We start from the raw sequence: 22,833 nt of genomic DNA on the forward strand, positions 1-22,833 counted from the left end.
ATCATAAATCTTAAAAGCCCTTTCTTCAATGTTTTGAAAGCGCTATATTTGTCGTCATCAATTGTGCCAAACTTGAAATGAAGGGTTGATTTTTCCGTGCTAAGATTTAGGTGACTTTAGAAAAAGGAGTGGGAATACATGAAAATTGGTATTATTGGACTTGGAAAAATGGGTGCTAACTTAGCCTTAAATGGCCTTGACCATGGTTGGAACATCATTGGTTACGATGCCTCAGCCCAGGCAAGAGAATCAGCAACAAAGCAAGGAATTCCAACAGTCGCAAGTCAGGAAGCCTTACTAGAAGCACTGGACCAAGAAAAAATCATCTTACTATCAACACCTGCTGGTCACATTACCAACCAGATTCTTCAAGACTTAGGATCAACATTGCAGGCAGGTGATATTGTCATTGATTCTGGCAATTCAAAATACAAAGACAGCTTATTGATGGGGCAAATCCTATTAGATAAGGGGATTTACTTTTTAGATTGCGGGACTTCTGGCGGGATTGATGGGGCTAGAAATGGGGTCAATTTGATGATTGGTGGTGATCCGACAGCCTTTAAAGTTGTTGAACCCTTCTTTAATGATATCGCTTGTACAGACGGTTATTTATATACTGGTCCTAGTGGGTCAGGTCACTATTTGAAAATGGTCCATAACGGGATTGAATATGGCATGATGCAGGCTATTGGTGAAGGATTTAGCGTCCTAGAAGCCTCAAATTATGACTTTGATTTTGCAGCTGTTTCTAAATTGTGGAACAACGGGTCTGTCGTTCGTTCATGGTTGATGGAACTTTTAGAGGAAAGTTTCAATGACGACAGTCAGTTAGACAAAATCGTAGGCAAAATAGATTCCAGTGGTGAAGCCAAATACACGGTTGAAGAAGCGTTATCACTGGATGTACCCGTTCCAATCATCGCCCAATCCCTATTTGTTCGAAATGACAGTCAATTACCAGACAGTTTTTCAAACAAAGTCGTCTCCGCCTTGCGTTCCGGATTTGGTGGCCACCCGATTGAACGAAAATAAGCCAAAGTGGCTTAATAAATAGAAATGTTAAAACGCAGACTTCAAGTCTGCGTTTTTTGCAATACACTTTTGTTTTCATTTAATTTGGAAGGTTAACCTAGCTTTAATCGGGATCTTACCCCTTTTTCCCGAAATTCAGACCTTATCTATTGATTAAAAATAAATTTATCCGAACAATACTTTATTATATTTATTTTATAATTCGTATATTTATTAATTTGTTCTATACTTTTAGGTCTGATTATGGTTATAATACTATTCAAATTTTCAAATCCGATTAATCGACCTGAAGTAGTGAAGAAAGATTCGCTACTTCCAACAAGTTTAACTTCAATATTTGGCAACTAGTTAGCAAAAAAGGGGACAAGCATGGAAAATCTAATTCACGTCGCAAACGGCAAGGCATTAGCTGATATCGTCTTAAAAAACGGTTATGTGATTAATGTATTTACAGAAGAAATCATTCAGACTGATGTGGCCATTATAGGCAACCGGATTGCGGCTTTAGGCGACTATGAAGGCAAGCAAACCATTGATTGTACAGGCAAATACATTGCACCAGGATTTATCGACGCCCACATGCATATCGAATCTGCCATGGTGACGCCCTTAGAATTTTCAAAATACGCCCTAGCTAAAGGAACAACAACCGTTTTTGCTGATCCACACGAATTGGTCAACGTGCTTGGGCAAAAAGGCTTGGATTTTATGCTGACCAGTATTGAAGAAACGCCCATGACTACCCATATCATGATGCCTTCGTGTGTGCCTGCAACAGATATCGACACCAATGGGGCTGGCGAAATTTTAGCAGCTGACATGGCACCCTACCTTGAAAACAAGCAAGTCTTTGGTCTAGCTGAAATGATGCGGTTTGATGATGTGGTTAAGGCTGACGGGAAAATGCTAGATAAATTGATACTTTTTAAAAACCAAATTGTAGATGGTCATGCCCCTGGTTTAACGGGGAAACCCTTACAAGCATACCGGGCTGCCGGTATTGATACTGAACACGAGGCGGAGAATTACGAGGAAGCGATTGAAAAATTACGGGCTGGCTTTAAATTGTTGATCCGTGAAGGCAGTGCCGCTAGAAACCTTGAGGCAATCCTTAAAGGCTTTGTTGAACATGATATCGCCCTAGACCATTGCATGTTCTGTACGGATGATAAACATCTTGAAGATATTGAAAAAGAAGGCCATATCGACTTTTGCGTCCGTAAGGCGATCGCACTGGGCGTCCCTGCTGCCACAGCTTACAAAATGGCTTCATATAATGCCGCTCGCGCCTATAACTTACATGATTTAGGAGCAGTTGGGGCTGGCTATCTAGCGGATTTACTCATTATCGATGACCTTGACCAAGTATCAGTTGAACTTGTCATCAAAAACGGGGAAATCATTGACTTTGACCAGTTAAATAGCCAAAATATTGCGCCCGTATCAGATGCTGATCTCTTAAATTCAGTTAAACTGCCGAAAATCAACCAAGAAAATCTTGAATTAAAGGCAGATAACACGCCAGTAAAGGTTATTAACTTGGTGGCACAATCCATTTTGACAAGAGGGTCTGAAGAGATATTACCTAGTATAGATGGCAAATTTGAAGCCAATAGAGACTTCAATAAGGCTTGTGTGATTGAACGTCACGGTCATTCGGGTGGTATCGGTGTGAGCGCGATTAAGGGCTATAATATTGAAAATGGCGCGATTGCGACTAGTGTGTCCCATGATGCGCATAATATTACGGCTGTGGGCGATAACGACGCTGATATACTACTGGCTGTGAAAGAATTGGACCGTATTCAAGGGGGCTATGTGATTGCTTCTAAAGGGGAAATTGTTGCAGCCCTACCACTAGAATTGGCTGGTATTATCAGTATCCAGGCAGGCAAAACGGTACAAGCGCAATTAAATAAGATGGTGGCGCATGCTAGAGCACTTGGTGTACCTGAATCTATCGATTCGTTTATGACCCTATCTTTCATTGCCTTAACGGTCATTCCAGAATTACGGCTAACAGATAATGGTCTATATGATGTGAATCTGGGGCAATTTGTATAAGGAAATGAGTGAATACTACGATAATAACCAGAAAAAAACGACCCTCAATATCCAGTGATAATGGGGGTCGTTTGCTGTTAATATTTTTATTAGTTTTAATCTTTGTAAGATACAACTAGATATCTATGCGGTTCTTTCCCTTCAGAATGGGTCGCAATATATGAATATCTAGCCAATTGCGCGTGGATAATTTTACGTTCCGCAGCAGGTAGTGGGTCCAAGAAAACAGGTTGTTTTGAATTGGCTACTTGGTCCGCTGTTTTACGTGCTAATCTCGCTAAGGTTTCTTGACGTCTTTCCCGATAATTGCCAACATTTACAATCACTTTGACATGTGGGCGCACATATTGGTGGGTCATCACCTGGGCAAGTGTTTCTAATGAATTAATGATCTTACCGTGTTTACCAATAACCAACCCTTTTTTCTCAGTTTGGATATTGTAAATAACAGTACGACCACGGTCTTCAACCTCAATATTGGCGTCTACTAGGTAAGATGCCAACACGTCTATCAGGTATTCAGCAACATGTTCCACATCTTTGAAGTCTTCATCTACCAATTCTAAGTCTTGGTCCGCTTGAACAGGCGTTTCAGCCTCATCAGCTGCCGCTTCCTCTGATTCAACTTCTACTTCAGCAATAGTTGCTTCTTTAGTAAAAGTTTCTTCATTAATTGATGGTTCAGACTTTTCAGTAGTCACTTCATCAGAGGCAAGTTCCTCTTCAACTTCTTGCTCTGATTCAGACTCAGCGCCTTGAGTCTCTGGCGCTTCCTCAAAACTTGTTGATTCAACAACTTCTTCTTCGATTTCATCTGTTACTGAATTGATTTCTGTATCTGTATTTTCAGACGGTTGATCCTCTAAATCCTCAGATGGCACCACTGCTGATGTGTTTTCTTGACCTAAATCAGAGAAGGAAAATAAATCATCTGTTGTGGCATCAATTTCGGACACTTCTCGTTCAGGGTAATGGATGGCTACAATCGCATCCTTTGCCCCTAAACCGAGAAATCCTTTTTTGGCTTCTTGAATTACTTGAACTTCAACATCTTCTCGCGCCAACCGAAGTTGTTGCAAGCCTTTGGCAATAGCAGCATCGACTGAAGTCGCTTCAAATCTTTCAGTTTTCAATACAAGAACCTCCTGTTATTTCTTCTTACCATTAGGATTACGTTTTGCTTTTTCTAAACGACGTTCTAGCTCTTTCTCTTTACGAATTTGATCTTCGCGTGCATCACGCTTCTTAAAAGGATTATTCATCACTAATGTTTGAAGAATTGTAAATCCAGTGGACGCCACCCAGTAAAGTGAAATTGCTGATGGTAAGGTTACACCCATGAATAAAATCATTACTGGCATTGTCCATTGCATCATCGCCATTGATGGATTGCTATTTGGTGTACCAATCGTTGTCAAACGTGTGTTATACCATGTTAGAATAGCTGCAATAATTGGGATTACAAATAGTTGGTCAGGAACTCCTAATTCTAACCATAAGAAGTGACCTTGGCTTAGAATTTCTGTTCTGGAAATAGATTGGTATAAGGCCATCAAGATTGGCAATTGAATTAACATTGGTAAACAACCAGACCACATGCTATAGTCATATTTTTCATTTAACTTGGCTGTTTCTTCTTGTAATTTTTGCTGAGTCTCTGGATCCTTAGATGCATATTTTTCTTGCAAGGCTTTTAGCTCAGGCTGCATCATTTGCATTTTTTCAGTACTTTGTGTTTGGTACTTGGTTAATGGAATCAAAATGATACGAATGATCAAGGTAAAGGCAATAATCCCTACACCATAGTTACCAAAGATATCTGATAACCACACAATAATACGTGAAAAGTTATAGACGATGTAACGGTCCCACAAACCTGTCGAATTCTCATCGATTGGACTTGTCCCACAAGCCGCTAGAAAGATAACAGCCATCATGGTGATTGCTAAAATCTTCCACATTTTTTTACTTCGAATATTCAATTTTTACAAATCCTCCACGAATTCTACTATTCATGTGGTAATGACTTTGCTTTTGTATCCTCTTTTATCGGATGATAAATTTTTGCCAAAGATAGCACATGAATCAAACTTTTTTTCACTTCAGCTGTTGTCATATCTGCAGCTGGCTTACGAGCAATCACGATAAAATCATTAGACGGATCAATGCCTGCCTTAAGTTCGGTAATGCTTTGACGAATTTTTCGCTTCACTGCATTACGGGTAACAGCGTTTCCAATTTTCTTACCGACAGAGATACCAATCCGGAAATGGGGTTGGTCCTTCTCCAATCGATAAATAACAAATTGGCGATTCGCAGTACTATGACCGTGATGAAATACCTGGCCAAAATCTTTCTCAGATTTGACTCTATAAGATTTCCGCACGTAAGTTCGCCTCCTTAATAAAAAAAGACCACATATTAATGTGATCTTATGCAGAAATAACTTTTCTTCCTTTTCTACGACGAGCTGCTAAAACGTGACGACCGTTTTTAGTGCTCATACGTTTACGGAAACCGTGAACTTTTTGACGATGACGTTTTTTAGGTTGGTATGTTCTTTTCATTACTTGCACCTCCTGTTGCGATTAAGTCTTTCGTTTTTTATTAATATAAAACGACTGTAATATTATATACAATAAAAAGTCGAAATTCAATTTCAGGTGCGAAATTTCGCACTCGTAATCAAGATTTTACCACATCATACCCCATATCACAATACTTTTTGTACAAATATTGGTTTTTTTCACGGTTTTCGACCGGTAAAACTCGTCTATATTATAACAGATATTTCTGAAAAAAGAAAAATCCTCCCTAAATTGATGTCCCCTTTTTTCACAAACTCCCTTTTTAAATTTCACAAACTATGTGAAGAAAAAAATGGTAAACTCTTATTCACAAAGTGTGTACGAAATTTGCACAAGCCTGTGGTTAGTTGCTGCAAGTTTTGATTTATCCCAAAAGTTTTTAAAAGACTTTTCAACAAATCCACAGTTTTGCAAAACTTTTCCCCACCTGTTGATAACTCATCAAAATCCCTTATAAATTGACCTTTAAACAAGCATAATTATACACAAGACTTTTAATCTGGTAAAAAGCTAACAGGTTTATACACATCCTGTGGAAAACATTTATCAAAAGTTGGTATTATTTTTATTCACATCCTAATTTTTCTGTGGAAAACTGTTTTTTTTCATGATATTATGAATGAGCTTAACGAATTTAAAATTTCGTCGTACTAACATAGTTCAATATGTTTGATATAAAAATTTTGTACACTAAGGAGCTAGGAAATATATGAGTGAATTAAACCGATTATGGGATTACGTCACCCAATACTTCAAAGAAGAGTTGCCTAAAACAAGTTTCGATACTTGGATTAAAGACCTAGATCCTGTTGCCTTTGAGAATGATACCTTGTATTTAAAAGCCATTTCAGTGCTACACAAGGACCATATTGAGAAACATTATTCGATACAGATTCGACAAGTTTTATTTGAATACTTAAACCATGACGTGAATCTAGTCGTGAGTTTAAAAGATGATCGGTCACAATCAGCCAATCAAATTCAAGTAAACAACCATAATGACAATATTGAAGACAACGGATCAGATCTATTAAATCCAAAATATACCTTTGATAACTTCGTCGTCGGTGAAGGCAATAAAATGGCTCACGCAGCAGCTTTAGCTGTTGCAGAGGGCCCCGGCCGCGACTACAATCCCCTATTCTTCTTCGGTGGTGTAGGGTTAGGTAAAACCCACTTGATGCAAGCAATTGGCCATGAAGTATTACGGACAAACCCTAATGCTAAAATAAAATACGTCTCTAGTGAAACCTTCACCAATGACTTTATTAATGCCATTCGTAAGAACACTACAGACGCCTTCCACCAAGAGTACCGAACAGTCGATATGTTATTAGTGGATGATATTCAATTTATTGGGAACAAACAGTCTACCCAGGAAGAATTCTTCCATACATTTAACGTGCTCTATAATAATAATAAACACATCGTATTAACCAGTGACCGTGACGCCAGTCAGATCCCTGAGTTAGAAGACCGGTTAGTTTCCCGCTTTAAGCAAGGCTTATCAACGGATATTACACCGCCAGATTTAGAGACACGGATTGCCATTTTGCGTAATAAGGCCAACGTCAATGGCTTACAAATTCCTGACGATACCCTTTCATATATTGCTGGACAAATTGACTCCAACATTCGTGAATTGGAAGGTGCTTTAACTAGTGTACAGGCCTTTGCGGTCATGAACCAAGAGGACTTAACGCCAAATACTGCAGCTAAAGCGCTCAGAAATTACAAGAGCAATGTGAAAAGTAATTCACCGACCATTCCAAATATCCTTGAGACAGTGGCCCAATACTTTAATTTGCAGGTTTCTGATCTTAAAGGGAAGAAACGGGTACGCCAAATCGTGGTTCCACGCCAAATTGCCATGTATTTAAGTAGAGAATTAACAGATGCTTCCCTACCAAAAATTGGGCAGGAATTCGGCGGTAAAGACCATACGACAGTCCTTCACGCTTATGACAAGATTAAAAAGGATATCGATGAAAAAAGTGAGTTAGAACGTGATGTTGACAGTATTCGTCGTTTATTAGAAAAATAATGACTTATCTACATCATCTGAGTCTAAGTTTGAAATGACTTATGCTAAAATATAGGTAAGAAAAGGAGGTTGTGGATAATTGTTCATAACCTCTCTGTTTTTTCAACAGGTTATACACATGTGGAAAAGTGTATTTTGACAAGCTTTCTAAAAGTTATCAACAAGATTAACAGGGCCTATTACTATTACTATCTTTTTATCTATAATTAAAATATATATACAAGGAGTGCACACATGAAATTTTCTATTAATCGGTCTGTTTTTATTCAAAATTTGACGGACGTTCAAAGAGCAATTAGTTCAAGAACAACGATACCTGTTTTGACAGGTGTTAAAATCTCAGTTAAAGAAGAAGGACTTTATTTAACTGGATCTGATGCAACAATTTCCATTGAAGCGTTTATTGATGCTAAAGATGATGACAATAAATTAAAAATTGAAGCCACTGGTGATATTGTCTTACCATCTCGTTTCTTAGGTGAAATAGTGAAGAAATTACCATCAGATATGATGAATTTAGAAGTTGTTGAAAACTTCCAAACAGAAATCACTTCTGACCGTGCATCATTTACATTAAATGGGATTAATGGTAGTGAATACCCACGTTTACCTGAAATCGATGCAAAACAAACTTACGCATTACCAACAGATACCTTCAAACAAGTGGTCAACCAAACCATTATTTCTGTATCTAACCAAGAAATTCGCCCTATTTTCACTGGGATTCATTTTGAAATTGGGAATGGTGAGTTAAAAGCAGTTGCAACTGACTCTCATCGTTTAAGTCAACGCATTATGCCGTTAACAATGCCAGAAGTAGCTGGTGATACAGTGTTAGATATCAATATTCCAGGTCGTTCATTACAAGAATTAATCCGTATTGTGGATAGTAATGAAGACATTGAGATGATGGTGACAGACAATCAAGTATTGTTTAAAGCTCGTAATATTTACCTATACTCTCGTTTACTAGAAGGTAACTACCCGAATACAGACCGTTTATTACCTAATGACCACTCAACAATTATTGAAGTGGCAGCGAGTGAATTAGTGAATGCTGTTGAACGTGCTTTGATTTTAAGCCACGAAGGTAAAAATAATGTGGTTCGTTTGAATATTTCAGACCAAGATATTATTTTATCTAGTCAATCTGCTGAAGTTGGGAATGTAGAAGAAGAAATCAATGTAGTGAAAGCTGAAGGGGAAGCTTTAGAAATTTCCTTCAACCCTGATTACTTACGTGAAGCGTTGAAATCATTTGGTCAACAAAATGTGCAAATTGGCTTCCAGTCATCTTCACACCCCTTCACCCTATTACCAAGTGACCAAACTGATAACTTCAATTTCGTTCAATTGATTACCCCAATTCGTACACCAAGAGGTTAATTGAAGCTAATTGGAGAAATGACAGAAGCCGCTAAAAATTGATGTCGAAGGTCAAATCATTTTCATATGGTTAGCCAAATGGATAAGGATCAAAATCATTTACTGGTTTTGGTCCTTTTTTTCGGTCTACATATAAAAATGTGCCAATTTTTGACTTTTAAGCCCTTTAAGTAAGATTCTAGGTATTTCCCTATCTAAAATGCCAACTTTTAATACAGGGCCTTTATTTGCTAAATACGGTAAATTAGCGTATAATTAAGGGTGTATAAATAAAAGTGAAATCGTTGAATCTGCTAAGGACCACTAGCTGTGTCCGGTGATGGCAAGAAGAGACGATTTATTTTATGTGAAGAGCGAATTTGGAAGATGAATGTGGGGTGAAATGATGGCTGAAATCGTAAAAATTAAAACAGCATATATTACATTGAGTCAGTTATTAAAAATTTCTGGTGCGATAGGTACTGGCGGAGAAGCGAAATGGTATCTACAAGAAAATGATGTCGTTGTAGACGGTGAAATTGATAACCGACGTGGACGTAAATTGTATCCAGGTATGGTTATTGCAATACCGAATGAAGGTGAATTTATCATCGAAAGCCATGAAGCGCATGGTGATGGACATGCAGCTGAATGACATTAAGTTAAAGGACTTCAGAAATTATGAAGATCTAACAGTCACATTTTCTCCTGGGGTGAACGTCTTTATTGGCGAGAATGCCCAGGGGAAAACATCTTTATTAGAGGCTATTTATATGATGTCACTGGCAAGAAGTCACCGTACGGCCAATGAAAAAGATACCATCCGTTGGCAACAAGACTTTGCGCGTATTGAAGGTAGTATATCAACGAGAACGAATCCAGATTTACCATTAGCGCTAACCATCACGAAATCTGGTAAACGCGCAAAAGTGAACCATTTAAACCAAAACCGGATGAGTGATTATATTGGCAAATTGAATGTGGTCCTTTTTGCCCCGGAAGATTTAGAACTGATTAAAGGTGCCCCGCAACTTAGACGGAAGTTTATTGATATGGAGCTTGGGCAAATGAGCCCGAAATACCTGTATGAGTCGGTTCAATATAATCGATTATTAAAGCAACGAAATGCCTACCTCAAGCAATTATTATATAAAGAAACCCAAGATCAAATTTATTTAGATATTCTCACTGAACAGTTAGCGGCGTCTGCTACCCATGTTATTTACCAACGGCTACGTTTTGTAGGCCAACTGGAATCATGGGCTAAACCCATCCATTCAACCATTTCACATGGGCTTGAAGAGTTGACTTTAGCTTATCGTGGTCCAATTGAGTTGACTTTAGATATGACTGAAGATGCCATTTACCAGCAGTTGATGACGAAATTTAAAGAGAAGAAAGACCATGAATTTGCCAGAGGGGTTACTTTGGTTGGTCCACATCGGGATGATTTGACCTTTAAGGTGAATGGCCGTGATGTGCAGAAATTTGGTTCCCAAGGACAGCAACGGACGACTGTATTGAGTATGAAATTAGCAGAAATCGAATGCATGCATGAAGTTTTAGGGGAATACCCTATTTTACTATTGGATGACGTACTCAGTGAATTAGATGATGAGCGGCAAACCCACTTATTGAAGTCTATACAGTCGAAAGTCCAAACCTTTTTAACAACAACAAGTTTAGATGGTATTCAAAGAGAATTAATTGAAGAACCAAGGGTTTTCAATATTGATGCAGGCGCGATAGCGGAATAAGTAAGCGTGCGGGTTAGGCGTGGCCTAAAATCCCATGGCGCTATTGAGATTGAATAATTCACGTAATAGGAGTGGGAAAATGGCAAACAATGCTAATGAAAACAACAACAATGAAAATGAAATGTTGACCAATGAAGAAGCACTCGTCCAACCAGAGGACCTTGTTTCTGAAGAAGAAAAAATGGCCAAGAAACGCGAATTGGCGAAAGACTATGATGCTAGCCAAATTCAAGTATTGGAAGGTCTAGAAGCTGTACGTAAGCGTCCAGGGATGTATATCGGGTCAACTTCAGCTAGTGGTTTACACCATTTAGTATGGGAGATTGTCGATAACTCAATTGATGAGGCCCTAGCAGGATTTGCGGGTCACATCCAAGTCACCATTGAAAAAGATAATTCCATAACAGTTGTCGATGATGGTCGCGGGATTCCCGTTGATATCCAGTCAAATACCGGTCGTCCAGCGGTAGAAACAGTCTTTACTGTCCTACATGCCGGTGGTAAATTCGGCGGTGGCGGGTATAAAGTATCCGGTGGTCTTCACGGGGTGGGGGCCTCTGTTGTAAACGCCCTTTCTGAATGGTTGCATGTATATGTCCATAAAAATGGCCGCATCTACCACCAAGAATTCCGCCAAGGCGCTATTGTGTCGGATGTTGAACAAACTGGTGATACAGATACCCATGGTACGGTTGTGCATTTTAAACCGGATGCAGAGATTTTTACCGAGACAACCACCTTTGAATTTGAAGTTTTAAACCGACGTGTCCGTGAGTTAGCCTTCTTGAATAAGGGCTTACGGATTTCTTTAATGGATGCTAGATCAGAAAACCAAGAAACAGCTTCTTACCACTATGAAGGTGGGATTAAAGAATATATTGAGTACATGAATAAAGATAAAGATGTTTTATTTGAACAACCGATTTATCTTGAAGATGAGCAAGATGGGATTGAAGTAGAGGTAGCTTTACAATACACGGATGGCTTCCACTCAAATATCTTAAGTTTTGCGAATAATATCCATACTTTTGAAGGTGGTATGCATGAATCAGGAGCTAAGACTGCTCTTACTCGTGTGATTAATAACTATGCCCGCTCACAAAAACTCATTAAAGAAAATGAAGATAATTTAACTGGTGAAGATGTGCGTGAAGGGATCACATTAATTGTATCCATCCGCCACCCAGATCCTCAATTCGAAGGTCAAACTAAAATGAAATTAGGTAACTCTGAAGTTCGGACGATTACCGATAATTTATTTGCGACGCATTTTGAAACGTTCCTACTAGAGAATCCGCAAATTGCCCGCCGTATTGTCGATAAAGGTACTGTTGCGTCTAAGGCACGTCTAGCTGCTAAAAGAGCACGTGAAATGACCCGTAAAAAATCAGGGCTAGAGATTTCTAACCTACCTGGTAAATTAGCCGACTGCTCAAGCCGTAATCCAGAAGAATCTGAATTATTCATCGTTGAGGGGAACTCGGCCGGCGGATCAGCGAAACAAGGCCGTTCACGTCACTTCCAAGCTATCTTGCCGATTCGAGGTAAAATCTTGAACGTTGAAAAAGCATCGATGGACAGAATTTTATCCAATGAAGAAATCCGTTCATTATTTACTGCAATGGGTACAGGCTGGCAAAATGAGTTCGACATTACCAAGGCACGTTACCACAAATTGGTTATTATGACTGATGCCGATGTCGATGGTGCCCACATCCGTGCATTACTATTAACCTTAATTTACCGTTATATGCGCCCTATCTTGGACGCTGGCTATGTCTATATCGCAGTGCCACCTTTATACCAAGTCCGTCAAGGTAAAAAGATTGTCTACCTAGATACTGACAAGCAGTTAGAAGAATACCTACAAACTATACCAGCAACACCAAAACCAGCCATCCAACGTTATAAAGGTTTGGGTGAAATGGACGCTGAACAACTTTGGGAAACTACAATGGACCCAACTAATAGAACATTATTACAAGTAAACGTAGACGATGCAGTAGAAGCAGACAAAATCATCAATATGTTGATGGGTGACCACGTTGAACCAAGACGTGACTTCATCGAAGAGAATGCTACCTACGCCAACATCGATTTATAGTAAGGAGGGAAAAGTTTCATGAGTGAAGAGATTAAAGAACAATTCCCACAACGTGAGATATCGCAAGAAATGCGGACGTCATTTCTTGACTATGCCATGTCAGTTATTGTGGCGCGTGCCCTACCGGATGTCCGTGATGGCTTAAAACCCGTTCACCGTCGTATCCTTTATGGAATGAATGAATTAGGGGTAACCTCAGATAAACCCTATAAAAAATCAGCCCGTATCGTTGGGGACGTAATGGGTAAATACCATCCGCATGGGGATTCAGCTATCTATGAATCAATGGTGCGTATGGCCCAAGACTTCTCTTACCGCTACATGCTAGTGGATGGTCACGGGAACTTCGGTTCAGTCGATGGTGACCAAGCCGCAGCTATGCGTTATACCGAAGCACGTATGAGTAAGATTGCCCACGAAATGGTTCGTGACATGAATAAAGATACCGTTGATTTTATTCCTAACTATGACGGTGAAGAGCGTGAGCCAGAAGTATTACCAGCTCGCTTTCCTAACCTATTAGTAAACGGGACAACCGGTATCGCAGTTGGGATGACCACCAATATCCCAACCCATAACCTAAGCGAAGTCATCGGCGCTATTAAAATTTTAATGCAGAACGCTGACGCAACAACCAACGAATTGATGGAGGCTTTACCAGGACCAGACTTCCCAACCGGTGGTATTGTCATCGGGAAATCAGGTATCCGTAAGGCTTATGAGACTGGAAAAGGGACAATCATTGTCCGTGCTAAATTAGACATTGAAACCTTGTCTTCAGGTAAAGAACGGATTATCGTTCATGAAATTCCTTACATGGTGAACAAGGCTAAATTAGTCGAACGTATCGCTGAACTAGCTCGCGACAAACGGGTAGAAGGCATCACCGCTGTACGTGACGAATCTGGTCGTGAAGGTATGCGTGTCGTTATTGAATGCCGTAAAGATGCCAGCGCATCTGTAATCGTCAATAACCTTTACAAATACACGCAATTACAAACAAACTTCGGTATTAACATGGTAGCCATTGTAAATGGTGTACCACGTACCCTAAGCTTGAAAGAAATTCTACAAAACTACCTACTTCACCAAGAAGAAGTTATCCGTCGTCGTTCGATTTTCGAGAAAAACAAGGCTGAAGCGCGTGCCCACATCCTAGAAGGGTTGCAAATTGCCTTAGACCATATCGACGAAATTGTGAATATCTTACGTACATCACGTTCAGGTGACGAAGCGAAAGCCCGTTTTATCGAGGACTACAAGCTATCAGATAAACAATCGCAAGCTATCTTAGACATGCGTCTAGTTCGTCTAACTGGTTTAGAACGTGAGAAAATTGATAAAGAACACGCCGAATTAATGGCGCAAATCGACTACTTAAACCAAGTATTAGGATCTGAAACAATGCGTTACCAAATCATTTACGATGAATTAATTGAAATCGAAAGTAAATTCGGTGATGACCGTCGTACAGAGTTAATGGTTGGTGAAATCCACAATATCGATGATGAAGACCTGATTGAAGAAAGTAACGTGATTGTTACCTTAACGCAAAATGGGTATATCAAACGTATTGATGATGTAGAATTTAGAGCTCAAAATCGTGGAGGTACAGGGGTTAAAGGGATGAGCATGAACGATGACGACTTCGTTGAAACCATGTTATCTACCTCAACCCACGACTCAGTCCTATTCTTCACCAACACTGGTCGCGTATTCCACTCTAAAGGTTATGAAATTCCAGAGTTTGGTCGCGCGGCAAAAGGGATTCCAGTTGTGAACCTATTGAACTTACAACAAGACGAAACTGTTCAAGCCATGATCAACGTGACCCCAATTGAAGAAGCAGAAGTAAAAGAACACTTATTATTTGTAACGAAAAACGGTACTGTAAAACGTACCAATGCAAGTGACTACTTCAATATCCGTAACAATGGGTTAATCGCCTTGAAACTAGCTGAAGGCGATGAATTAGTGAAAGTCGTCTTAACTAGTGGTGATGACAACATTATTATCGCGTCCCAAGATGGTTATGCCGTAAGTTTCCAAGAAACAAACGTCCGTAGCATGGGGCGGACCGCTACAGGTGTTCGCGGTATTCGTTTAAATGACGGCGATCAAGTGGTTGGTATGTCCGTACTTGGACCAGATGACAATGTGTTAGTGGTTACTGAAAAAGGTTACGGTAAACAAACACCAGCCAGCGAATATGGTATTAAAAACCGTGGTGGTAAAGGAGTTAAAACCATTAATGTTACCGAGAAAAATGGTATCTTAGTCGGTTTAACAACCGTTTCAGGAGAAGAAGACATCATGTTAATGACCAACCAAGGTGTAGCTATTCGTTTCCATGCGAAAAATATTTCGCAAACAGGCCGGGCAACACAAGGGGTGCGTTTAATCCGTCTAGCTGAAGATTCACATGTATCAGCAATTGCTAAAGTAGAAGCAATTGAAGAAGTATTAGCAGCAACACCTCTAGAAAATGAAACTGCTATTGATGCCCAATTAGCAGATGAACCCTCTGATGAAATGATTTCTCGTATGCAAGAATTCGCAGATGACGCATTACCAGATCATGAAGAATCAGAAGAATAATATTGTAATAAACTATATATAAAAAATATCCATTTCAAATTATAGATATTACTTGATTTATATTGAATGTTTTGCTAAAATATTTTATTGTGAGTATTATATACTCTCCTTGCTCTCAGGGATGTTGAGAGCCAATAGACCAAAAGGAGGTGCAAAAGTCTGATGAGTGAAAACACTACTAAATACGAAGTTTTATACATTATTCGTCCTGATATGGAAGAAGCGTCTAAAAAAGCTTTGGTTGAACAATTCGATCAAATCTTAACTTCAAACGGTGTAACAATTAATGAATCTAAAGACTGGGCAAAACGTCGTCTTGCATACGAAATCAACGATTACAAAGAGGGTATCTACCACTTAGTTGATATGGAAGCTGACGATGCGGAAGGAATCAACGAATTCGACCGTCTTGCCAAAATCAATGACAATATCTTACGTCATATGATTACTAAAATCGAAGACTAATTAACAATACATATTTCGTGAGAGAGGAGTTATTTCATGATTAATAATGTTGTACTGGTCGGCCGTTTAACTCGTGACGTTGATGTGCGTTATACGCAAAGTGGCGTTGCCGTTGGATCTTTCAGCGTTGCCGTTGAAAGAAACTTTAAAAATGCCCAAGGTGAACGTGAGACAGATTTTATTAACTGTGTTATCTGGCGTAAAGCAGCAGAGAATTTTGCGCGTTTTACCCGTAAAGGTTCATTAGTAGGTGTTGAAGGCAGCATCCAAACTCGAAACTACGAGAATAACCAAGGACAACGTGTATACGTTACTGAGATTTTGGTTGATAACTTTAGTTTATTAGAATCAAAATCAGTTACTGAAAGCCGCCCTGCCTCTGATAATAATAATAACAGTGGTTTTGGTGGATTTAATAACAATAACGCAAACAACAACAGCTATAACAACCAAAATGCTGATCCATTTGGTGGAAACAGCTTTAATCAAGACTCCTCTTCATTTAACAATGGTAACGATAACCCATTTCCGTCATCTAATGATGGTTCTGGTTCAATCAATGTTACCGATGATGACTTACCATTCTAATGGTATAAGTAAGGGAGGTAAAAAATATGGCAGCACAACGCCGCGGTGGTCGTAGACGTAAAAAAGTATGTTTCTTCTGCGCTAACCACATTGATCATGTAGATTACAAAGACACAGATTTATTAAAACGTTATATTTCTGAAAAAGGTAAAATCTTACCTCGTCGTGTAACTGGTACATGTGCAAAACACCAACGTACTTTAACAGCTGGTATTAAACGCGCTCGTATTATGGCTTTAATTCCATTTACTACAGCAGACTAATACTAATCAAAAAACCATTTCGCCTTCTGGTGAAATGGTTTTTTTCTACGTTTAAACTAACTTAATTCGTCGTAATTTCGACCAGATTGCCCTCTGGGTCTTGGACTACAGATTCATAGTAACCATCCCCGGTTGTTCGTGGCCCAGATAAAAGTGGGAACCCATCTGCGACTAATAGGGCTGTTTTTTCGTCTACAGCCTCTTTACTGCCTACTGCTAGGGCAATATGTCCATAACCCAAAGCATCGGCAACACGGGGGCTTAAATGCTTTTTATTTGTTAATTCTAGTCGACTGCCCTCATCAAAGCTTAAAAAGTATGATGAAAAACGCGTTTTAGGATTGTGGTAGCGGTCACCTGCCTTGGCTTCAAAGTATTTTTCATAAAATGCTTTGACAAGTTCTAAGTCAGTCACCCATAAAGCAACGTGTTCAATTTTCATAAATAAACTCCTTTAGTATGTAATTTAGAATACGCTTACATATTATATGATAAAGCAAAACGAGCTGTGACACTAGTCACAACTCGTTCTTAGGAGAATTCCTATGTTAAGTATGTTGATTACTTGTTTAATCTCATGTTCTAAGGAGGAAAATCTGATTAGTCTAAAGCTTCAACATCTCTAATTGCTTGTTCAAATTTTTCACGGGTAATGGTATATGGAGAGAATGTTAAATCGTCCATAGTCATCGCTTTATCAACTAATTTGTCGATATCTTCTTGCGTTGTTACCCCTTGAGCTGCCAATTTAGTTGGCAATTTAATTGATTCCATGAATGCTTTCATGCGATCACGGTATTCAAATTGTTGGTCCATTGTTAGTAATAACAAGATACCATATGATACTACCTCACCGTGTAAGTGTTCATGAGCTTGTGGCAGAACAGTATAGCCATAGTAGTAGGCATGTGCCATGTTTGAGTTGATGTCATTTTCCACTAATACAGACGCATAAGCTGATGCACCAATAATTTCAAGAACAACATCTTCTAAAGCCTGGTTTGCTTCTTGGTTACGTACAGCTTCTAAAGCTTCAGCACCAACAGCCATCAATTTATCATTCGTACCTTTGACAATATTTACACCTAAACGATTTTCAAAGCTTAGGTCTCTGCCACGTGAAGAAAAACTAGTCTCTACTTCTTTAGACATACAATCACCAATACCAGCCCATAAGTATTCAACAGGCGCCTCAGCGATGATTTGTGTATCGATGAAGGTATGGTCAGCTGGTGCTTTACGATAAGCTAAACCAGCCATCTCATGGTTATCATGGTACATAACACATACTGACGAAGTTGGCGCTGAAACTGAAGCTAGAGTTGGGAAAGTGAATAATGGTTTGTCTAAGTCACGAGCTACTACCTTAATTGTATCAATCGCGCGTCCCCCACCAACTGCAAAGATCATATCCGCATCTTGCACTTCTTTGATCGCTTTCATTTTCTCAACGTTGGTATATGAAGCTTCCTTACCGTAGACTTGTACGGTTGCCACTTCTAATGATGATTTTTCTAGGGCAGCAGTTAAACGTTCCTTACTGGCTGCCAAGGCTTTTTCACCACCTAGAATCGCGACGGTTGTACCAAATTGACTACAATATTCATCAATTGCATCAAAGGCATCAACACCAATTGTTAAATTTGGTAGGTTTACTGATAGAGACATATTTATCTTCCTTCTTTCTACATAATCAGCCTTTTAAACTAATTTATGCCTGGTTTAAAAGGCATTTGGCAAAATGATTAATCTTCATCAACGTCTACGATCCATCCTTCAGGTGCTTCTAATTCACCAAATTGGATACCCGTTAATTCTTTGTATAATTTTTGTGATACTGGACCAACCTCAGTTTCTGAGAAGAATACGTGACGGTTGTCTTTGTATGTTACAGAACCAGCTGGAGAAATAACAGCCGCGTTACCCATAGCTCCTGCTTCAGAATATTTGTCAAAGTCATCTACTTTAATATCGCCCTCTTCAACTTCTAAGCCCAAACGATGTTCCGCTAACCATAACAATGATTTTTTAGTGATTGAAGGTAATACCGTGTCTGATTTAGGTGTTACAAATTTGTTTGTATCTTTCTCGATAGCAAAGAAGTTTGCTGATGAGAATTCATCTACTTTAGTATGTGTTGCTGGGTCTAAGTATAATACGTCATCGTAACCAGATTCTTGGATACGTTTAGCTGTTGCTAATGTTGATGCGTAGTTAGCTGTTGCTTTGATGTTACCAGTACCATCAGCTGCTACACGGTCATGTTCGTGGTCGATGATGTAGTTATGTGGTGCTAATCCACCTTTATATAAAGGACCAACTGGTGTTACGTAGATTGTAAATAAGTATTCTTCGGCTGCTGATACTTGTACGTGGTCACCGATACCTAATAACATAGGACGGATGAACATTGCAGCACCATTGTGGCCATATGGTGGCACATAGTCACGGTTAGCTTTAATAACTTCCTTACAGGCACGGACAAATTCTTCAACTGGTACTTCTGGCATCGCCATACGACGAGCACCACGGTTTAAACGTTCACCAAATTCATCTGGACGGAATAAAACGATCTTGCCATCTTTTGTACCATAAGCTTTATTACCTTCGAATACCCCTTGGCCGTAGTTGACGATTGGAGCAGCTTCACGAATTGGTAATTGAGGATCTGTTTCTAATCCTGCTTTATACCATTCGCCATCTTTCCAGTATGCACGCCAGCGGTATGGTACTTCCGTATAAGAAAAATCTAATTCATCCCAGTTTAATTTGTCAGTCATATTGAGCAACTCCTTTAAGTTTAATTTCTAAGTAACAATATCAGCAATTTATTAGCAAAAGAAAAGGCCCCCCACGCGCTGGTGGGAGGCCTAAGTCCCATTCAGCATTAACAAGCACGAATAGGACTTACGATTTGTTATTAGTGAAACTCACTAATTCGTAAAGTCCTGTTTATTAATAATAATGACCACTTGTGCTGTCTTTTTCATGAGACTACCTCTTTCGTTTTCTAATGTGAATTTAATATAACGCAAAATCATAATGATTGCAATAGGTAAAATGAAGAAAATCTAATAAATGTGCAAATAAATTAAAATTATCTAATAAAAAGGCGTACATGGCCACGCCATGTACGCCTAATCACTATCTAAAAGTGGTTGTAATATCTAGTTAAAATCACTTTATTCTGATACGGGTGCATCTGCTGTCACTTCAACTGTGTGCCATCCGAAGTCATCCGCTGGGTTATGCGCGTAGTCAAAGTGTTTTACGCGGTTGTTAACAGGCATAACTTGTTGACGGAACAATGTTGGAATAACTGGTGCTTCTTCAGAGAAGTATTTTTGCCACTCAACAAAGGTATTACGTTGGAATTCTTCGTCAAAGGCTTCTGAACTTGTAAAGTCAGCCATGAATTGGTCATTTTCTTCAGTCGCCCAACGTGTATAGTTAAAGGCAGCATTACGAGCATATAAGCCATTTGGTGCAGGATCACTACCAGTACCCCAAGCAGCTTGATAGATATCGATATTTTCATCATCTGCTTCAATACGGTCATAGAAACTGTTGAATTCTAGTAAACGACCATCTGTTAATTGGACATCTAATCCAACTTCATTCCATGCTTGGGTGTAGTATTGTGCAATTGGCTCAGCCGTTTCTCCACCTTCCATAGAGGCAAAGTTAATTTGTAATGGTTCACCATCTGAATCTTCACGAATACCATCGTTATCTGTATCTACATAACCAGCATCATCTAATAGTTGGTTAGCTTTATCAGGATCGTAGCTATAGCCAGGTACTTCTTCAGTTGTTGCCCCAAAGCTACCAAATACAGGTGGAATAACGGTATTTGCATTGGAACGTAGACCATTATAGAATCGTTGTGCTACAGCATCGTTATCAATAGCATACCCCATTGCTTGACGAAGGGATTTATCCGCCATTTTGGCATCTTCATCATAAACAACTTCACCGGCTTCAGCGTCCCATTTACCCAGCTTAAATCCGATATAAGTATAAGATAATTGTTCGCGACCGAGTAATGTATAACCAGGTAATTCTGCATAACTTGCATATAAATCAGTTGGCATACTTAAAGCAACGTCATATTTTCCATTTTCTAAAGCTGGTACAACCGAACTTGAAGGCACTACTTCAACGACAACGTTGTCTAATTGAGGTTCACCTTGCCAGTAGTATTCATTGGCTTCATATTCAACGGACTCTCCTGGTGTTACTTTAGTAATACGGAAAGGACCGTCACCAACTGGTGTTGAACGGATTTTCTCAGATGAAGCTAATTCAGCTACTGGAACATCTTCTAGATAATGTTTAGGCATTGCGTATGACCAAACACCCCCACCTGCTTGAAGCATTGAAGGGCTTACTTCTTGGAATTCGATTTCAACAGTGACATCATCAACTTGTGTGATACCAGAAATCGTATCAGCTTCCCCACTATGGTATTCTTCCATACCGACTACGTTTTGGAAGGTACCATCATAACGAATACCAGTGTAGTCTGGGTGACCGATTACCTCGTAAGAATAGATAACATCTTCGGCAGTTAATGGTTCACCATCAGACCATTTCAAACCTTCTTTTAAGGTAATTGTTGCTTTATTATTTTCTTGATCTAATGCCAACGTGGCTTTACCGGAGTCGTCAATTTGGAAGTCATCGTCAGTGCCAAATAATGAATCGAAACCAAACTGCATAATTTCTGCATCATAAGCATCTTCATAAAACTCCCAAGAGAAAATACCTTGGAAAGGTGAGTCCGTTACTAAACCAACTTGTAAAGTACCACCATCAATTGCTTCACCTTCATTATCGACTGTAGCCGCTAGTTCAGGTGCAACTACCTCACCACTTTCGCTACTAGAAGATGAATCTGCAGTTTCACTGTCACTATCACTGTTACCACACGCCACTAAAGCCAAGCTGGCTGCAGCTGTTAAACCCAATAACCTATACCATTTCTTCATACACTTTCCTCCTAAACTAAATTGTGATGTTGTAATTTTTAAAAATATAATTACCCTAAACGTTGTTTTGCATCTGCAGATCGTTTTAATGCTTGACCCACATAGTTAATGCAAAGCATCAATACTAAAATCAGTAGTGATGCAGGTAGCCATACCCAAGTCTTATTTTCCAGAATATCTGGTGACTGAGCGTAGCTGACCAATGTCCCTAAACTAGGTGTGGAAGTAGGTAACCCAAATCCTAAATAACTTAACCCAGTTTCAATACCGATATTTGCGGCAAAGTTCAAAGTGACATTTACGATGATCAAAGAGCTTAAATTCGGGAGAATTTCCCTAAATAATATCTTGTAAGTTGGTGTCCCCATCGTTCTTGATGCTGAGATATAATCTCTTCGACTCTCAGATAAGGCTTTACTACGGATTAACCGCGCTTGCCCTACCCAATAGAAGGCACTCATGATGAGGATGAATGTCCACACATTATAGTCTGAAACCAGTGTGATAAATACGATGATCAACATGGTGGTTGGAAGTAACATGATAAAATCAATGATCCGCATCAAGAAATTATCAATAATACCACCATAGTAACCAGCAACCAAGCCAACCGTGATTCCAACGATACTTGTCAGTGCCGTAATGGTAAAACCAATCGTAATGGAGTTTCTAGCACCTATAATTAGTTGGCCAAAAATAGAACGACCACCGGAATCAGTTCCTAAGATAAAATCATCATTAGGTGGCATATAGGAATCTAATAGAGAAATTCGCAATACTTCATCTTGGTCGATGACAATTGCCCCAATGAATACCCCAAGAATAATAAGGATAAAGAAGATTAAGCTAAATAGTGCTAGTTTATCTTTTAAAAATTCACGCCAAATTACGCGCAAACCAGTTGGCGGTGCACTAGCTAATTCTTGTGCAATCGCATCTTGGTCAGTTGTTTTTTTATAATTTTCCATTCG

At 39.3% G+C, this 22,833-nt stretch carries 20 protein-coding genes; 11 read left to right on the forward strand and 9 right to left on the reverse strand.

Going from position 1 to position 22,833, the window contains the following annotated elements:
* Positions 1–138 precede the first annotated feature (138 nt).
* Positions 139–1,035 (forward strand): phosphogluconate dehydrogenase (NAD(+)-dependent, decarboxylating), encoded by an 897-nt coding sequence (gene gnd / locus AC973_RS02615; RefSeq protein ID WP_048726920.1) that lies wholly within the window; start codon positions 139–141, stop codon positions 1,033–1,035.
* A gap of 369 nt (positions 1,036–1,404) precedes the next feature.
* Positions 1,405–3,099, forward strand: a complete 1,695-nt coding sequence (gene ade, locus AC973_RS02620; RefSeq protein WP_048726923.1) for an adenine deaminase — start codon at positions 1,405–1,407, stop codon at positions 3,097–3,099.
* 95 nt (positions 3,100–3,194) lie between these two features.
* Here the strand turns inward: ade and jag are convergent, their stop codons facing one another.
* Genes jag through rpmH form a run of 4 tightly spaced genes read right to left on the reverse strand, consistent with a single transcriptional unit; the run spans position 3,195 to position 5,666 of the window.
* Complete coding sequence (jag, locus tag AC973_RS02625) at positions 3,195–4,232, reverse strand: RNA-binding cell elongation regulator Jag/EloR (RefSeq protein WP_048726927.1); 1,038 nt, start codon at positions 4,230–4,232, stop codon at positions 3,195–3,197.
* A 15-nt stretch (positions 4,233–4,247) separates the two neighbouring features.
* Positions 4,248–5,075: a membrane protein insertase YidC gene (gene yidC, locus AC973_RS02630; protein WP_026465534.1), complete on the reverse strand. Its 828-nt coding sequence runs from the start codon at positions 5,073–5,075 to the stop codon at positions 4,248–4,250.
* Between the two features lie 32 nt (positions 5,076–5,107).
* Entirely contained in the window at positions 5,108–5,485 is a 378-nt protein-coding gene (rnpA, locus tag AC973_RS02635) for a ribonuclease P protein component (protein ID WP_003142923.1), read from the reverse strand.
* A gap of 46 nt (positions 5,486–5,531) precedes the next feature.
* A complete protein-coding gene (rpmH, locus tag AC973_RS02640) occupies positions 5,532–5,666 on the reverse strand; it encodes a 50S ribosomal protein L34 (RefSeq protein ID WP_003142921.1) in 135 nt (44 codons plus the stop codon).
* 730 nt (positions 5,667–6,396) lie between these two features.
* Between rpmH and dnaA the strand changes: the two genes are divergently transcribed.
* The 9 genes from dnaA (at position 6,397) to rpsR (ending at position 16,871) form a co-directional block, all read left to right on the forward strand.
* Positions 6,397–7,731 carry a chromosomal replication initiator protein DnaA gene (gene dnaA, locus AC973_RS02645; RefSeq protein WP_003142919.1) on the forward strand — a complete coding sequence of 445 codons (1,335 nt, stop codon included), beginning with the start codon at positions 6,397–6,399 and terminating at the stop codon, positions 7,729–7,731.
* A 234-nt stretch (positions 7,732–7,965) separates the two neighbouring features.
* Positions 7,966–9,117, forward strand: coding sequence for a DNA polymerase III subunit beta (dnaN, locus tag AC973_RS02650; protein ID WP_003142917.1), 1,152 nt, complete (start codon positions 7,966–7,968; stop codon positions 9,115–9,117).
* Between the two features lie 385 nt (positions 9,118–9,502).
* On the forward strand, positions 9,503–9,751 hold the full coding sequence (yaaA, locus tag AC973_RS02655; RefSeq protein ID WP_026465537.1) for a S4 domain-containing protein YaaA: 249 nt from the start codon (positions 9,503–9,505) through the stop codon (positions 9,749–9,751).
* Positions 9,738–10,853: a DNA replication/repair protein RecF gene (recF, locus tag AC973_RS02660; RefSeq protein ID WP_048726931.1), complete on the forward strand. Its 1,116-nt coding sequence runs from the start codon at positions 9,738–9,740 to the stop codon at positions 10,851–10,853. Before yaaA ends, recF begins: the two co-directional genes overlap by 14 nt.
* 181 nt (positions 10,854–11,034) lie before the next feature.
* Positions 11,035–12,957, forward strand: coding sequence for a DNA topoisomerase (ATP-hydrolyzing) subunit B (gene gyrB, locus AC973_RS02665; protein ID WP_029315740.1), 1,923 nt, complete (start codon positions 11,035–11,037; stop codon positions 12,955–12,957).
* A gap of 18 nt (positions 12,958–12,975) precedes the next feature.
* Positions 12,976–15,555, forward strand: a complete 2,580-nt coding sequence (gene gyrA, locus AC973_RS02670) for a DNA gyrase subunit A (protein WP_048726934.1) — start codon at positions 12,976–12,978, stop codon at positions 15,553–15,555.
* 162 nt (positions 15,556–15,717) lie between these two features.
* On the forward strand, positions 15,718–16,020 hold the full coding sequence (rpsF, locus tag AC973_RS02675) for a 30S ribosomal protein S6 (protein ID WP_003142910.1): 303 nt from the start codon (positions 15,718–15,720) through the stop codon (positions 16,018–16,020).
* Between the two features lie 36 nt (positions 16,021–16,056).
* Complete coding sequence (gene ssb / locus AC973_RS02680; RefSeq protein ID WP_048726938.1) at positions 16,057–16,608, forward strand: single-stranded DNA-binding protein; 552 nt, start codon at positions 16,057–16,059, stop codon at positions 16,606–16,608.
* 26 nt (positions 16,609–16,634) lie between these two features.
* Complete coding sequence (rpsR, locus tag AC973_RS02685; RefSeq protein WP_003142905.1) at positions 16,635–16,871, forward strand: 30S ribosomal protein S18; 237 nt, start codon at positions 16,635–16,637, stop codon at positions 16,869–16,871.
* Positions 16,872–16,932: 61 nt separating this feature from the next.
* Here the strand turns inward: rpsR and AC973_RS02690 are convergent, their stop codons facing one another.
* From AC973_RS02690 to AC973_RS02710, 5 genes are all read right to left on the reverse strand, one after another.
* Complete coding sequence (locus tag AC973_RS02690; protein WP_016897199.1) at positions 16,933–17,313, reverse strand: VOC family protein; 381 nt, start codon at positions 17,311–17,313, stop codon at positions 16,933–16,935.
* Between the two features lie 158 nt (positions 17,314–17,471).
* Positions 17,472–18,539, reverse strand: coding sequence for an iron-containing alcohol dehydrogenase family protein (locus AC973_RS02695; protein ID WP_026465544.1), 1,068 nt, complete (start codon positions 18,537–18,539; stop codon positions 17,472–17,474).
* A gap of 77 nt (positions 18,540–18,616) precedes the next feature.
* Positions 18,617–19,651 (reverse strand): branched-chain amino acid aminotransferase, encoded by a 1,035-nt coding sequence (locus AC973_RS02700; protein WP_003142898.1) that lies wholly within the window; start codon positions 19,649–19,651, stop codon positions 18,617–18,619.
* 402 nt (positions 19,652–20,053) lie between these two features.
* Positions 20,054–21,862 (reverse strand): oligopeptide ABC transporter substrate-binding protein, encoded by a 1,809-nt coding sequence (gene opp4A, locus AC973_RS02705; protein WP_048726943.1) that lies wholly within the window; start codon positions 21,860–21,862, stop codon positions 20,054–20,056.
* 50 nt (positions 21,863–21,912) lie between these two features.
* Entirely contained in the window at positions 21,913–22,830 is a 918-nt protein-coding gene (locus AC973_RS02710; RefSeq protein ID WP_048726946.1) for an ABC transporter permease, read from the reverse strand.
* Between the last annotated feature and the right edge of the window lie 3 nt (positions 22,831–22,833).

Origin of the sequence: Carnobacterium sp. 1290_CSPC (assembly GCF_001053265.1) — a bacterium.
GTDB classification, from domain to species: Bacteria; Bacillota; Bacilli; order Lactobacillales; family Aerococcaceae; genus Aerococcus; species Aerococcus urinaeequi.

Excerpts from the sequence above, each read along its gene's own strand:
- gnd (WP_048726920.1), top strand. The coding sequence starts at position 139 with ATGAAAATTGGTATTATTGGACTTGGAAAAATGGGTGCTAACTTAGCC.
- ade (WP_048726923.1), top strand. The coding sequence starts at position 1,405 with ATGGAAAATCTAATTCACGTCGCAAACGGCAAGGCATTAGCTGATATC.
- rpmH (WP_003142921.1), bottom strand. The coding sequence starts at position 5,666 with ATGAAAAGAACATACCAACCTAAAAAACGTCATCGTCAAAAAGTTCAC.
- dnaA (WP_003142919.1), top strand. The coding sequence starts at position 6,397 with ATGAGTGAATTAAACCGATTATGGGATTACGTCACCCAATACTTCAAA.
- dnaN (WP_003142917.1), top strand. The coding sequence starts at position 7,966 with ATGAAATTTTCTATTAATCGGTCTGTTTTTATTCAAAATTTGACGGAC.
- yaaA (WP_026465537.1), top strand. The coding sequence starts at position 9,503 with ATGGCTGAAATCGTAAAAATTAAAACAGCATATATTACATTGAGTCAG.
- recF (WP_048726931.1), top strand. The coding sequence starts at position 9,738 with ATGCAGCTGAATGACATTAAGTTAAAGGACTTCAGAAATTATGAAGAT.
- gyrB (WP_029315740.1), top strand. The coding sequence starts at position 11,035 with ATGGCCAAGAAACGCGAATTGGCGAAAGACTATGATGCTAGCCAAATT.
- gyrA (WP_048726934.1), top strand. The coding sequence starts at position 12,976 with ATGAGTGAAGAGATTAAAGAACAATTCCCACAACGTGAGATATCGCAA.
- rpsF (WP_003142910.1), top strand. The coding sequence starts at position 15,718 with ATGAGTGAAAACACTACTAAATACGAAGTTTTATACATTATTCGTCCT.
- ssb (WP_048726938.1), top strand. The coding sequence starts at position 16,057 with ATGATTAATAATGTTGTACTGGTCGGCCGTTTAACTCGTGACGTTGAT.
- rpsR (WP_003142905.1), top strand. The coding sequence starts at position 16,635 with ATGGCAGCACAACGCCGCGGTGGTCGTAGACGTAAAAAAGTATGTTTC.
- AC973_RS02690 (WP_016897199.1), bottom strand. The coding sequence starts at position 17,313 with ATGAAAATTGAACACGTTGCTTTATGGGTGACTGACTTAGAACTTGTC.
- AC973_RS02695 (WP_026465544.1), bottom strand. The coding sequence starts at position 18,539 with ATGTCTCTATCAGTAAACCTACCAAATTTAACAATTGGTGTTGATGCC.
- AC973_RS02700 (WP_003142898.1), bottom strand. The coding sequence starts at position 19,651 with ATGACTGACAAATTAAACTGGGATGAATTAGATTTTTCTTATACGGAA.
- opp4A (WP_048726943.1), bottom strand. The coding sequence starts at position 21,862 with ATGAAGAAATGGTATAGGTTATTGGGTTTAACAGCTGCAGCCAGCTTG.
- AC973_RS02710 (WP_048726946.1), bottom strand. The coding sequence starts at position 22,830 with ATGGAAAATTATAAAAAAACAACTGACCAAGATGCGATTGCACAAGAA.